14 protein-coding genes are annotated in these 13468 nt (G+C 62.8%); 13 read left to right on the top strand and 1 reads right to left on the bottom strand.

From position 1 onward, the window contains the following. The first annotated feature begins 50 nt into the window (after positions 1 to 50). The 6 genes from DLM46_RS32075 (at position 51) to DLM46_RS32050 (ending at position 5032) form a co-directional block, all read left to right on the top strand. Positions 51 to 629, top strand: coding sequence for a YqgE/AlgH family protein (locus tag DLM46_RS32075; RefSeq protein WP_029971036.1), 579 nt, complete (start codon positions 51 to 53; stop codon positions 627 to 629). Then, positions 626 to 1066, top strand: coding sequence for a Holliday junction resolvase RuvX (ruvX, locus tag DLM46_RS32070; protein ID WP_115107620.1), 441 nt, complete (start codon positions 626 to 628; stop codon positions 1064 to 1066). The genes DLM46_RS32075 and ruvX overlap by 4 nt, the downstream gene beginning before the upstream one ends. Beyond that, entirely contained in the window at positions 1053 to 1607 is a 555-nt protein-coding gene (gene pyrR, locus DLM46_RS32065) for a bifunctional pyr operon transcriptional regulator/uracil phosphoribosyltransferase PyrR (RefSeq protein WP_115107618.1), read from the top strand. Before ruvX ends, pyrR begins: the two co-directional genes overlap by 14 nt. A gap of 151 nt (positions 1608 to 1758) precedes the next feature. Beyond that, entirely contained in the window at positions 1759 to 2784 is a 1026-nt protein-coding gene (locus DLM46_RS32060; protein ID WP_115107615.1) for an aspartate carbamoyltransferase catalytic subunit, read from the top strand. Between the two features lie 87 nt (positions 2785 to 2871). Further along, the gene (locus tag DLM46_RS32055) at positions 2872 to 4152 is read left to right on the top strand and encodes a dihydroorotase (RefSeq protein ID WP_115107613.1); all 1281 of its coding nucleotides are present in this window, start codon (positions 2872 to 2874) and stop codon (positions 4150 to 4152) included. Positions 4153 to 4189: 37 nt separating this feature from the next. Further along, the gene (locus DLM46_RS32050) at positions 4190 to 5032 is read left to right on the top strand and encodes a lysophospholipid acyltransferase family protein (RefSeq protein WP_115107610.1); all 843 of its coding nucleotides are present in this window, start codon (positions 4190 to 4192) and stop codon (positions 5030 to 5032) included. 7 nt (positions 5033 to 5039) lie between these two features. Here DLM46_RS32050 and DLM46_RS32045 read toward each other — a convergent pair whose 3' ends face one another. Beyond that, entirely contained in the window at positions 5040 to 5918 is an 879-nt protein-coding gene (locus tag DLM46_RS32045) for a symmetrical bis(5'-nucleosyl)-tetraphosphatase (protein WP_115107608.1), read from the bottom strand. Positions 5919 to 6162: 244 nt separating this feature from the next. Here DLM46_RS32045 and DLM46_RS32040 point away from each other — a divergent pair, with 244 nt between their 5' ends. The 7 genes from DLM46_RS32040 (at position 6163) to DLM46_RS32010 (ending at position 13466) form a co-directional block, all read left to right on the top strand. Then, entirely contained in the window at positions 6163 to 7074 is a 912-nt protein-coding gene (locus DLM46_RS32040) for a GDP-mannose 4,6-dehydratase (RefSeq protein WP_115107605.1), read from the top strand. A 474-nt stretch (positions 7075 to 7548) separates the two neighbouring features. Beyond that, positions 7549 to 8610 (top strand): dTDP-glucose 4,6-dehydratase, encoded by a 1062-nt coding sequence (rfbB, locus tag DLM46_RS32035; RefSeq protein ID WP_115107602.1) that lies wholly within the window; start codon positions 7549 to 7551, stop codon positions 8608 to 8610. 10 nt (positions 8611 to 8620) lie between these two features. Further along, a complete protein-coding gene (gene rfbA / locus DLM46_RS32030) occupies positions 8621 to 9514 on the top strand; it encodes a glucose-1-phosphate thymidylyltransferase RfbA (protein ID WP_115107600.1) in 894 nt (297 codons plus the stop codon). Next, positions 9499 to 10050 (top strand): dTDP-4-dehydrorhamnose 3,5-epimerase, encoded by a 552-nt coding sequence (gene rfbC / locus DLM46_RS32025; RefSeq protein WP_115107597.1) that lies wholly within the window; start codon positions 9499 to 9501, stop codon positions 10048 to 10050. The genes rfbA and rfbC overlap by 16 nt, the downstream gene beginning before the upstream one ends. A gap of 11 nt (positions 10051 to 10061) precedes the next feature. Next, positions 10062 to 10988, top strand: coding sequence for a dTDP-4-dehydrorhamnose reductase (rfbD, locus tag DLM46_RS32020; RefSeq protein ID WP_115107595.1), 927 nt, complete (start codon positions 10062 to 10064; stop codon positions 10986 to 10988). A 242-nt stretch (positions 10989 to 11230) separates the two neighbouring features. Next, positions 11231 to 12646 (top strand): mannose-1-phosphate guanylyltransferase/mannose-6-phosphate isomerase, encoded by a 1416-nt coding sequence (locus tag DLM46_RS32015; RefSeq protein ID WP_115107593.1) that lies wholly within the window; start codon positions 11231 to 11233, stop codon positions 12644 to 12646. A 1-nt stretch (position 12647) separates the two neighbouring features. Next, positions 12648 to 13466, top strand: a complete 819-nt coding sequence (locus DLM46_RS32010; protein WP_115107592.1) for an ABC transporter permease — start codon at positions 12648 to 12650, stop codon at positions 13464 to 13466. Positions 13467 to 13468: the final 2 nt, after the last annotated feature.

Raw genomic sequence — 13468 nt, 5'->3', positions numbered from 1 at the left:
TCCACGCTCAAAGCCCGCCATCCTGCATCGTCTTTGCTAAAATCCGAACTATGTCCAAGAGTACCGATCGCATCAATCTGACCAACCAGTTCCTGATCGCCATGCCGAACATGGCCGATCCCACGTTTTCAGGAACGGTGGTCTACCTTTGCGATCACAGTGAGCGCGGCGCGCTCGGCCTCGTCATCAACCGGCCGACCGATATCGACCTTGAAGCGCTCTTCAGTCGCATCGATCTCAAGCTCGAGATCGAACCCCTTCTGCATGTGCCCGTTTATTTCGGCGGCCCGGTGCAAACCGAGCGCGGCTTCGTGCTGCACGATCCGAAAGACGGCAATACCTACACGTCGTCGATGTCGGTGCCCGGCGGGCTGGAAATGACTACCTCGAAAGACGTGCTCGAAGCCGTCGCGAGCGGCACCGGCCCGGAACGTTTCCTGCTCACGCTCGGCCACGCCGGCTGGGGTGCGGGCCAGCTCGAAGAAGAAATTTCGAAGAACGGCTGGCTTACGGTCGAGGCCGATCCGAAAATCGTCTTCGACGTGCCCGCCGAAGAGCGTTTCGAAGCGGCGCTCGCGCTGCTCGGCGTTTCGCTGTCGATGCTGTCGGGCGAAGCAGGTCACGCATGAGTCTGCCGGCCGGACGTGAGGCGACGCTGCTTGCGTTCGACTACGGTGAAAAACGGATCGGCGTGGCGGTCGGCAATTCGCTCACACGCAGCGCGCGGCCGCTCGTGATCGTGCAGAACCGCAGCCGTGAATACCGTTTCGAGGAAGTCGGCAAGCTGATCGCCGAATGGAAGCCGGACGCGCTGATCGTCGGCCTGCCGATGCACCCGGACGGCACGCCGCACGAGATGACCCAACTCGCGAAGCGCTTCGGCAACCAGCTGAACGGCCGCTTCAATCTGCCGGTGACCTGGATCGACGAGCGCTATTCGTCGGTCGAGGCGAAGGCGGAAATCCGCGCCGGCAAGGGCCGCGCCGACATGCTCGACGCTGAAGCCGCCAGCATCATCCTCCAGCAATATCTAGACGGACTTCCCGACGATCATGAGTTCCATTGACGCCGAAGCGCTCTATCGCGCATTGCTCGAACAGATTCTCGCGGCTTATGGTGACCAGCTCGGCAACCAACCCGGCGGCGCGGACGGCGCCGTGCTGGCCGGTATCCACAGCGGCGGCGCATGGCTCGCCGAGCGCCTCGCGCGCGACCTGCACCTGTCGAGCTTTGGCGTGGTGAACGTCGCGCTGCATCGCGACGACTACGCGAAAAAAGGTCTGCACTCGCAGGCGAGCCCGACCTCGCTGCCGTTTCCGGTGGACAAGAGCCGCATCGTGCTGGTCGACGATGTCTTGTACACCGGCCGCACGATTCGCGCGGCGTTGAACGAGCTGTACGACTACGGTCGCCCGGCATCGGTCGAACTGGCGGTGCTCGCCGATCGCGGCGGGCGCGAGTTGCCGGTGGCGGCGCGCTTCGTCGGCGGCGTGGTCGAGGTGCCGGCCGATGCGACGCTCGTTCTCGCTCGCGAAGTGGGCGGCGCCGACGGCAACCTGAACGAAGGCACCCGGTTCACTTTTCACACTGAAGCACGCGTCGATTGAACGCGGCTCCACGCATTGAGCAAAGCATCAGCAGCACGGTTTCAAGGCCACCGCCGCGAGGTTGTACGCGCGCGTTGCCGGTCTGGAACCCTCACACGCAGTCAGCATCGACACCGATTACGTTGAAGCCCGTATTTGAAGCAGGTACACCATGAACAGCGCCACCCAGGCTCCCAAGGATTCAACCGATAGCGCCACCGAGCGCTTCCGTTACGGCTTCCTGAAGGGCAATCCGCAGCTCACGAAAAACGGCGAGCTCAAACATCTGTTGTCGATCGAAGGCTTGCCGAAGGCGATCGTCAATCACATTCTCGACACCGCCGAGCAGTTCGTCAGCGTGACCGATCGCGAGGTGAAGAAGGTGCCGCTGCTGCGCGGCAAGTCGGTGTTCAACCTGTTCTTCGAAAACTCGACGCGCACCCGCACCACCTTCGAGATCGCGGCAACGCGCTTGTCCGCGGACGTGCTGAATCTGAACATCAACGCTTCGTCGACCAGCAAGGGCGAATCGCTGCTCGACACGATCAACAACCTGTCGGCGATGCATGCCGATATGTTCGTCGTGCGCCATGCATCGAGCGGCGCGCCGTACCTGATCGCGCAGCATTGCGCGCCGCACGTGCACGTGATCAACGCCGGCGACGGCCGTCATGCACACCCCACGCAGGGTCTGCTCGACATGTACACGATCCGCCACTACAAGAAGGATTTCACGAACCTGCGCGTGGCGATCGTCGGCGACATTCTGCATTCGCGGGTTGCGCGTTCGGACATCCATGCGCTGACCACGCTCGGCGTGCCGGAAGTGCGCGCGATCGGTCCGCGCACGCTGCTGCCGGGCGGCCTCGAGCAGATGGGCGTGCGCGTGTTCCACAACCTCGACGAGGGCCTGAAGGACGTCGACGTGATCATCATGCTGCGTCTGCAGAACGAGCGGATGAGCGGTGCGTTGCTGCCGTCGGCGCAGGAGTACTTCAAGAGCTGGGGCCTGACGCCGGAGCGCCTCGCGCTCGCCAGCCCCGATGCGATCGTGATGCACCCGGGTCCGATGAACCGCGGCGTCGAAATCGATTCGCAGGTGGCCGACGGTCCGCAATCGGTGATTCTCAATCAGGTGACGTTCGGCATCGCGGTGCGCATGGCGGTGATGGGGATCGTCGCGGGCAATCACGATTGATCTCGCCGCGGCACACAACTCGTACGCGGCAAGCACCCGACAAATCACGCAGAACATAGCTGAACAAAGCTGAACATAAGGCAGCGCATGAAGATTCATATTCAAGGCGGCACGCTGATCGATCCGGCAGCGGGCACCGAACAGCAGCAGGACATTTTTATCGCAGCGGGCAAGATCGTCGCCATCGGCAACGCGCCCGCCGATTTCAACCCGGCGAAAACGATCGACGCCAAAGGGCTGCACATCGCGCCGGGTCTGGTCGACCTGTCCGCGCGCCTGCGCGAGCCGGGCTACGAACACAAGGCGACGCTCGAATCCGAAATGGCCGCGGCGCTCGCGGGCGGCGTGACGAGCCTCGTGTGTCCGCCGGACACCGACCCGACGCTCGATGAACCCGGCCTCGTCGAGATGCTGAAGTTCCGCGCGCGCAATCTGAACCAGGCGCATGTGTATCCGCTCGGCGCATTGACCGTCGGCCTCAAGGGCCAGGTCATCACCGAGATGGTCGAGTTGACCGAAGCGGGCTGCATCGGCTTTTCGCAAGCCGACGTGCCGGTGGTCGATACGCAGGTGCTGATGCGCGCGTTGCAGTACGCGGCGACTTACGGCTATACCGTGTGGCTGCGTCCCGTGGATGCGTATCTCGGCAAGGGCGGCGTGGCCGCGAGCGGCGCGCTGGCGTCGCGGCTCGGGTTGTCCGGCGTGCCGGTGTCGGCGGAAACCATCGCGCTGCATACGATTTTCGAACTGGTCCGCGTGACCGGGGCGCGCGTGCATCTGTCGCACGTGTCGTCGGCGACGGGCGTTGCGCTGGTGCGCGCGGCGAAGGCCGAAGGTTTGCCGATTACGTGCGACGTCACCGTGAATCATGTGCATCTGATCGACCTCGACATCGGCTACTTCGACGCGCAGTTCCGGCTCGACCCGCCGCTGCGCCAGCAGCGCGATCGCGAAGCGATTCGCGCCGGCCTCGCGGACGGCACGATCGACGCGATCTGCTCCGACCACACGCCGGTCGACGACGATGAAAAGCTGCTGCCGTTCGCCGAAGCCACGCCGGGAGCGACCGGGCTGGAGCTGTTCCTGTCGCTGACGGTCAAGTGGGCCGACGAAGCGGGCGTGCCGCTGGCGAAGGCGCTGAACCGCATCACTGCGGCGCCGGCCGGCGTGCTGAAGCTGGAGGCCGCGGGACGCATCGCCGTGGGCGCGGTCGCCGATCTTTGCGTGTTCGACCGCCACGCGTATTGGCGCGTCGAACCGCGCGCATTGAAGAGCCAGGGGCACAACACGCCGTTCCTCGGCTACGAACTGCCGGCGCGCGTGCGTGCGACGATCGTGTCCGGTCACGTCGCGTTCGAACAGCGCTAATATCCGCGCCATTGCCCAGTTACGGAAAGCTCAGACCATGAAGCTCGCGTTACGCAAGGCCCGTCTCATCGCGCATCTGTTGCACGGCATGTGGATCGTCGCGACGCGTTTCCCCAAAGCCGATGCAGAGATCCGCCATGCGCTCAATCGGGAATGGTCGTTGAAAATGCTGCGGCTGTGCGGCATGCAGCTGGTCGTGCACAACGACAGCGCGCGGCTCGATCGCGGCGCGCTGGTGGTCGCCAATCACATTTCGTGGATTGACATCTATGTGATCAATGCGTGGCGGCCCACGCCGTTCGTCTCAAAGGCCGAGATCCGTCATTGGCCGGTGGTCGGCTGGCTCGCGCAGCAACTGGACACGGTGTTCATCCAGCGCGAAAAGCGCAGCGACGCGAAGCGGATCATGCATGAGCTGGCCGACCGCCTGAGCGCGGGCGAACTGATGTGTGTGTTTCCGGAGGGGACGACGTCGAATGGTCTGACGCTGCTGCCGTTTCACGCGAACATGTTCCAGGCGGCCGTGTCGGCGTCAGCGCCGGTTCAGCCGCTGTGCATCATGTACGAAGACGCGCAGGGCCGGCAGTCGACCGCGCCCGCCTATATCGACGACGTCACGCTGGCCGACTCGCTGAATATGCTGCTGCGCGGCGGGCCGCTGACCGCGCATGTGTATGTCGGCGCGCCGCTCGCGCCGGGCGCCGACCGGCGCACGCTGGCGGCGGAAGCGGAAGGGGTGATCGCCATGGCATTGCGGGAGATGCAGGCGGGCACGGCGGGTTCCGCTGCGGTGATAGCGGCGCAAGCCGCGTCGCCGTCCGTCACACCGGTGCTGATCGACCCGGTCGAACCGGGCGACCCGTCCAGCCGTTCGGCTTGATTGCCGCTTAATTGCCGTTCATCGGCACGCGGCAGCTTGCGCAGTCGACCTGGGTGAGCGTGCGTTCTGCCGGATTGCTGGCAAGACGCACGGCCGAGAGCTTGTCGCCCCATACGCAGCCCGAATCCAGGCCGATCAGGTTGTCGCGCAAGGTCAAGCCGAGCGCGGCCCAATGGCCGTAGACCACCGTGATATCGGCGGTCTTGCGCGACGGCACATCGAACCACGGCATGTAGCCAGCCGGGGCGGAATCCAGCCCGCCGCTGGTGCTGAAATCCATCACGCCGTCGAGATTGCAGAAGCGGATGCGCGTCAACACGGTGCACGTCAGGCGCAGGCGCTCGATGCCTTTGAGGCCCGGCTTCCAGTAATTCGGCTCATTGCCGTACAGGCCCGCGAGCGTTTCCTTCCACGTCGGCGCGCGCAGCGCGCGCTGCAATTCGTCGGCGAGTTCCAGGGTCAGGGCGGCGTCCCACTGCGGCAGCACGCCCGCGTGCACCATCAGCATGCCGTTGTCGAAGTGCGCGAGCGGCCGGTGGCGGACCCATTCGAGCAGGTCTTCGGCATCCGGCGCGGCGAGGATGTCGTCGATCGTGTCGCCTTTCTTCGACTTGCGAATCCCCGCCGACACCGACAGCAGATGCAGGTCGTGATTGCCCAGCACCGGTACCGCGCGGTCCCCCAGCGCGATGATGTCGCGCAGCGTGGCGAGCGATTCGGCGCCGCGGTTGATCAGGTCGCCGGCGAACCACAGCGGTGTGCCGGCTGGCGGCGCGGCTTTGGCCAGCAGTTGCTGGAACGGCGTGCGGCAGCCTTGCAGGTCGCCGAAGGCGAGAGGAGGCGGGTGCGGTTCGAAGCGGCTGGTGGGAGCGGTGGAGGCTGTCATCGGGAGTCGGTGCAAAGCGGTACACGCGGCGGTGCGCGCGGCGATACATGCGGTTACACGTTGATACGCGCAAGACGTGCCGCGTTGGGCGGTGCAACATATAAGCGTGACATAATAGCCCGTTTGAAGCACCGATATTGTGGCGAGCGCCGCCGGGGGCCGTCCGGAGCCGTCTGGAGCCGCCGCCAGCAAGGCCGCGCGCGGTATTGCAACACAACAGAATGACCCTCTGAACGGAGAAAACATGTCGTCTTCCCATGCAGAGCGAACGATCCGCACGCTCGTCACCGGGGCGAGTGGTTTCACTGGCCGCTATCTGGTCGATAACCTGCTCGCCAAAGGTCACACCGTGATCGAAACGGTGGCCGGACGCAACGAGCCTGAAACGCCGACGCGGCTCAGGCTCGACATTACGTCGCCCGACGGCTGCCGGCGCGTGATCGAAACGGCGCGGCCCGACTACATCGTGCATCTGGCGGCAATCAGCTTTGTAGGCCATAACGATCCGCTCGACTTCTATCGCGTCAATGTGATCGGCACGCTGAATCTGCTGGAGGCCTGCGCAGCCGTCGGCCACACGCCGCGCAAACTGCTGATCGCGAGCAGCGCGAATGTTTACGGCAACGTCACCAGCGACGCCATCGACGAAACCTTTCCGGTCACGCCGGTCAATCATTACGCGGCCAGCAAGGCGGCCATGGAAACCATGGTCCGGACCTGGTTCGACCGTCTGCCGATCCTGATCGTGCGGCCGTTCAACTACACCGGTCGCGGGCAGGCATCGAACTTCCTCGTGCCGAAGATCGTCGAGCATTTTGCGCGGCGCGAGCCTTCCATTTCGCTCGGCAATATCGACGTTGCGCGTGATTTTTCGGACGTGCGGTATGTGGCGAGCGCTTATGAAGCCCTGCTCGATTCCACGGTCGCCGGCGAAACGGTCAACGTCTGTACCGGCACGCCTTATACGCTGCGGGAGATCCTCTCGGCAGCGAGCGACCTGACCGGGCACGAACTCGAGATACAGATCAATCCCGCGTTCGTGCGCCAAACCGACGTGAAAATGCTGGCTGGTTCGCCGGCCAAGCTGCGCTCGCTGGTGCCGGAAGTCGAAGCCATTCCCTTCATGGATACACTGCGCTGGATGCTGGCGGCTTAGTCGAAGGCCCGGCCTGGTCAGGTGCCTGATCGGCGCCTTTCGACTCGTTTTAGCGCCTTTTACCGATATTCGTCCTGCAGCGCAGCGCGCCGGCTTGTTACAGCGGGCGCGTCCGCATCTACTCCTCAATCGCGCGCGGTGCCGAGCCGCGCGATCATGCCCCAACAGTCCGAACCAGGCGTCGATCAGGCTCGTGTCTTTCTATGTCCGTGGGCTGCAGTTGGCGGCGCAGGCGACAATTTGTCCCGAATCGGGGTCGTGAGAAATGTAGTTTGTCAAGCTGTTTCAAGTTGTTAGGGTTCTGGTTTTTGCCCGGGGCGGCTTTATAATCGTGGCTTTATAAGATTGGCGTCTGAGCGTCTGCTTGCGGTATGAGGATTGGCGACGGCGCTGACAAGAATCGAAAACCACAATTGGGGCGTGCGCTCGGGCCAGCGTTGTCCGATCCACCACGAACATCTAGAAGGGAATTTCATGATCCTGGTAACGGGCGGTGCCGGTTTTATCGGCGCCAATTTCGTGCTCGACTGGCTCAATGCGTCGGACGAAGCGGTGCTGAACGTCGACAAGCTAACCTACGCTGGCAATCTGGGTACGCTCAAGTCGCAACAGGCTAATCCCCGTCATGTTTTCGTGCGGGCCGATATCTGCGATCGGGCCGCGCTCGACGCGCTCTTCGCCGAACACAAGCCGCGCGCCGTGCTGCATTTTGCTGCGGAAAGCCACGTGGATCGCTCGATTCACGGCCCGGCCGATTTCGTGCAAACCAACGTGGTCGGCACCTTCACGCTGCTCGAGGCGACCCGCAGCTACTGGAATACGCTCGGCGAAGCCGACAAGGCCGCGTTCCGCTTCCTGCACGTCTCGACCGACGAAGTGTTCGGCTCGCTGTCCGCTACCGATCCGCAATTCTCCGAAACCACGCCGTACGCGCCGAATAGCCCCTATTCGGCCACCAAGGCCGGTTCCGACCATCTGGTGCGCGCCTACCATCACACGTATGGCCTGCCGGTTCTCACCACCAACTGCTCGAACAACTACGGTCCGTACCAGTTCCCCGAGAAGCTGATTCCGCTGATGATCGCCAATGCATTGAACGGCAAGGCGCTGCCGGTGTACGGCGACGGTCAGAACGTGCGCGACTGGCTGTACGTGGGCGACCATTGCAGCGCGATCCGTGAAGTGCTCGCGCGCGGCGTGCCGGGCGAGACGTACAACATCGGCGGGTGGAACGAGAAGAAGAACCTCGACGTCGTGCACACGCTGTGCGATCTGCTCGATCAGTTGCGTCCGAAGGCGGGCGCCTCGTACCGCGACCAGATCACCTACGTGAAGGATCGTCCGGGCCACGACCGCCGTTACGCGATCGACGCCCGCAAGCTCGAGCGCGAGCTCGGCTGGAAGCCGGCTGAAACGTTCGAAACGGGCCTCGCGAAGACGGTTCAGTGGTACCTGGACAATCAGGAATGGTCCGACGACGTGGCTTCGGGTGAGTATCTGAAGTGGGTTGAGACCAACTACGCGCAGCGCGCGTAAGGGCACGGCTATGGCGCGCAAAGGCATTATTCTCGCAGGCGGATCGGGTACGCGGCTTTATCCGATTACCCATGTCGTATCCAAGCAGCTGCTGCCGGTCTACGACAAGCCGATGATCTACTATCCGCTGTCCACGCTGATGGTAGCGGGCATTCGCGACGTGCTGATCATCTCGACGCCGCAGGACACGCCGCGTTTCGAGGCGATGCTCGGCGACGGCGGCCAGTGGGGCATGAACATCCAGTACGCGGTTCAGCCTTCGCCGGACGGCCTCGCGCAGGCGTTCATCATCGGCCGGGATTTCGTGGGCAACGATCCGTCGGCGCTGATTCTCGGCGACAACATTTTCTACGGCCACGATCTCGCCAAGCAGCTGGAGCGCGCCAACGAGCAGGATCAGGGCGCGACCGTGTTCGCGTATCACGTGCACGATCCGGAGCGCTATGGCGTGGTCGAATTCGACAAGCAGTTCCGCGCGCTGTCGATCGAGGAGAAGCCGGTCAAGCCGCGCTCGCACTACGCGGTCACCGGCTTGTACTTCTACGACAGGCAGGTTTGCGATATCGCCGCCGATATCAAACCGTCGCCGCGCGGTGAGCTTGAAATCACCGACGTCAACTCGCGTTATCTGGCGAACGCCGCGCTCAATGTCGAGATCATGGGGCGTGGCTATGCGTGGCTCGACACGGGCACGCACGATTCGCTGATCGAAGCGGCAACCTTCATCGCGACGTTGCAGAAACGCCAGGGTCTGGTGGTCGCGTGTCCGGAAGAGATTGCGTACCGGCAGCAGTGGATCGACGCAGAGCAGCTGCTCACGCTCGCCAAACCGCTCGCGAAGAACGCCTACGGCCAGTATCTGCAAAACATTCTTACGGACCAAGTCGCATGGCCATCCAAGTAACCGCTACGGCGCTGCCCGAAGTCAAGATCATCGAGCCGAAGGTGTTCGGTGATGCGCGTGGCTATTTTTACGAAAGCTTCAATGCCGTGGAGTTCGCGGAGCACGTGGAAGCCGGCGTCACGTTCGTGCAGGACAATCATTCGCGCTCGGCGAAGGGCGTATTGCGTGGGCTGCACTACCAGATCCAGCATGCGCAGGGGAAGCTCGTGCGCGTGGTGGAAGGTGAGGTGTTCGATGTGGCTGTCGACATCCGCAAGAGCTCGCCGAATTTCGGCAAGTGGGTCGGCGTGACGCTGTCGGTGGAGAATCATCGGCAGTTGTGGGTGCCGCCGGGTTTCGCACACGGCTTTGTCGTGCTGTCCGAATCGGCGCAGTTCCTCTACAAGACCACCGACTACTGGTTCCCCGAGCATGAGCGCAGCATCGTCTGGAACGATCCGGCCATCGGCATCGAATGGCCGATCGACTTCGAGCCGCTGCTGGCTGCGAAGGATGCGGCGGGCAAGCGCCTTGCCGATGCTGAAGTCTTCGCATAAGGGGCTCCCGCATGAGCGCACATGATGCCAAGCGGACGATTCTCGTCACCGGCGTAAATGGTCAGGTTGGGTTCGAACTCGCCCGCACGTTGCAAGGGCTTGGACAAGTGGTGGCGGTCGATCGCTCGCGGCTGGATCTGTCCAATCTGGACCAGGTGCGTGCCGTGGTTCGCGAAGTTCGGCCGGCCCTGATCGTCAATCCCGCAGCCTATACCGCGGTGGACAAGGCCGAAGACGAATTCGATCTCGCCATGCGGATCAACGGCGAAGCGCCGGGTGTGCTGGCTGAAGAAGCGCAAAAGCTGGGCGCGGCGCTGATCCATTATTCGACCGATTACGTGTTCGACGGCGAGAAAGACGGCGCCTACGTCGAAGACGATCCGACCGATCCGCAGAACGCGTATGGGCGCACGAAGCTGGCCGGCGAGCAGGCGATCGCGGCAACTGGCGTCAACCATCTGGTGCTTCGTACGAGCTGGGTGTACGGCACCCGCGGCAAGAATTTTCTGCTCACGATGTTGCGCCTCGGCGCCGATCGGCCTGAGTTGAAGGTCGTCGCCGACCAGTTCGGCGCGCCGACCTGGAGCAACACGATCGCCACGCTCACGGCGCACCTGGTTGCACAGGCGTTCGCCGCTGATGACAGCGCTGCGTGGTGGAACGAGCGCTCCGGCATCTACCACCTGTGCGCCGGCGACTCGACTTCGTGGCACGGTTTCGCCTCGGCCATTTTCGAACTGGCGAATCTGCCGAACCGGCCGAAGACGCTGCCGATTCCTGCATCCGACTATCCGACGCCGGCGAAGCGTCCATCCAATTCGAGGATGTCCAACGAGAGGCTGGCGCAGGTGTTCGGGCTAGCTGCTCCGCATTGGCGCGATGCCTTGCAACTGTGTCTGACGGACGCTTTTCCGGTGTCTCCCGCAGCCCATTCTTAACCATCTGGGACGCGCCCTTGCCCAAGCTCGCCAAGTACCGCAGCGCCGCAGCTGTCTAACGATAGTGAAAGGGGGCAGGGGTAGAATATCGGCGGGTTGGAAGCCCCGCACCGGCTCAGCAATCGGGCGTGGGCATGGCGCTGCTCATGACGGGCTCGTCGCGTGATCAACCTGATTGAAGGTTGTGCTGAGCATTCATAGTCAGGGCACATCCGTAATAAGTACGGTACTGAGAGGACTCTGTGAGTTTGTTACCGATCATCCTTTGCGGCGGAGCGGGGTCGAGGCTTTGGCCGGTTTCGCGTGAGTCGCACCCGAAGCCCTTCATCCGTCTCGCGGATGGCGAGAGCCTGCTGCAGAAGGCTTTCTTGCGGGCGGTCGCGCTGCCCGGCGTGAAAGAAGTGCTCACCGTCACGAACCGCGATCTGTTCTTCAAGACCGAAGACGACTTTCGCGAGGTGAATGCGAAAGGCTGCGCAACCTCGTTCATTCTTGAACCCTTTGGCCGCAACACGGCCGCCGCAATCGCGACGGCGGCGTTGCATACGGCGAAAGTGCATGGCGACAAGACGGTCATGCTCGTACTGGCCGCCGATCACCTGATTGCCGACCAGACGGCGTTCGCCGCGGCCGTCGAGGCTGCGAAGAGACTTGCGCAAGCGGGCAAGGTGGTCACCTTCGGCATGCATCCGGACACGCCGGAGACCGGCTACGGCTATATCGAAGCGGACGGCGAGAACGTCGTGCGCTTTGTCGAGAAGCCGTCGCTCGAAAAGGCTCGCGAGTATCTCGCCTCCGGCAAGTTCGTGTGGAACTCGGGCATGTTCTGCTTTACCGCCGGCACGATCCTGAAGGAGATGCAGCAGCATTGTCCGGAGATTCTCAGCACGGCTGCAGAGTGTATGGAGAAGTCGCCGTCGGCCGAGGGTAAGGACGGCGCGCAGATCCGTCTCGAGCCCGCGAGCTTCGGCGCCGTGCCGGAGGTGTCGTTCGACTATGCGGTGATGGAGAAATGCGAACACGCCGCGGTGGTTCGTTGCGACATCGGCTGGACGGACGTCGGTTCGTGGACGGCGCTAAGCGATCTTTCGCCGCCGGACGGCAGCGGCAACCGCGTCGAAGGCGAAGCGCTGCTGCTCGACGTGAAGAATTGCTACCTGCGTGGCGGCGACCGGCTGATCGGTGCCGTGGGCATCGAAAATCTGATCGTCATCGACACACCGGACGCGCTTCTCGTCGCCGACCGGGAGCGGGCTCAGGACGTCAAGCAGATTTTTGCCGAGCTCAAGGCGCGCGGCCACGAAACCTATAAGGTGCATCGCACGGTGCATCGGCCGTGGGGTACCTATTCGGTGCTCGAAGAAGGCCCGCGTTTCAAGATCAAACGCATCGAGGTCAAGCCGGGCGCGAGTCTCAGCTTGCAGATGCATCATCATCGCAACGAGCATTGGGTGGTGGTCAGCGGCATGGCCAAGGTCGTCAACGGAGACAAGGAGTTCTTCGTGTCGACCAATGAGTCGACCTACATCCCGGCGGGTCATAAACACCGTCTCGAGAATCCGGGCGTAGTCGAGCTCGTGATGATCGAAGTGCAGAGCGGCGAATATCTAGGCGAAGACGACATCGTCCGCTTTGAAGACATTTACGGACGTACTTGAGATGGATATCAGTTTTATCAACGATACGGAAGACCTGACCCGCCATACCGAAGCCGACGATCTGCTCGTCGGCATGAAAGCGGTGCGGGTGTGGGGCACGCTGGGCTGGCATGACATTCGTCAGCGTTACCGCCGCTCGGTGCTGGGGCCTTTCTGGTTCACATTGAGCACGATCATCATGGTCGTGGTGCTGGGCGCGCTGTATTCCACGCTGCTGCACCAGGAAATCTCCAACTATCTGCCCTATCTTGCCGTTGGTCTGGTGATCTGGGCTTATCTTGCATCGGTTGCCAATGAAGGCTGTATCGCCTTCATTGGCGCGGCGTATCTCATCAAGCAGATTCGCCTGCCGCTCACCGTGCATGTGTGCCGGATCGCGTGGCGCAATTTTGTGATTCTGCTGCACAGTCTGCCGGTGGTCGTGGTCCTGCTGCTCGCCTTCGGGCGCTGGCCGGGTTGGGAATTCCTGCTGGTTCCGCTCGCGCTCGCCATACTGCTGCTCCACGGCGTCTGGCTCGGTGTGACGCTCGGCGTGCTGTGCGCGCGTTTTCGCGACATTCCGCCGATCGTGACCAATCTGATTCAGGTCGTGTTCTTCTTCACGCCCGTGATGTGGTCGCCTGAAATTCTGAAGGACCGCGCCTGGGTCGCCGAATACAACCCGCTTTACCACCTGATCGAAACGGTGCGTGCGCCGTTGACCGGCCGCCCGACCCATTGGGAATCGTGGGCCTGGTCGGTTGGTTTGCTGATCGTGGGCTTTGCCTTCGCGCAAATCCTGATGAAACGTTTCCGTAATCGCGTTCCTTACTGGCTTTGATA

The organism is Paraburkholderia lacunae, from assembly GCF_003353175.1.
Classification (GTDB): Bacteria; Pseudomonadota; Gammaproteobacteria; order Burkholderiales; family Burkholderiaceae; genus Paraburkholderia; species Paraburkholderia lacunae.
This window is presented reverse-complemented; position numbering and strand designations above follow the sequence as displayed.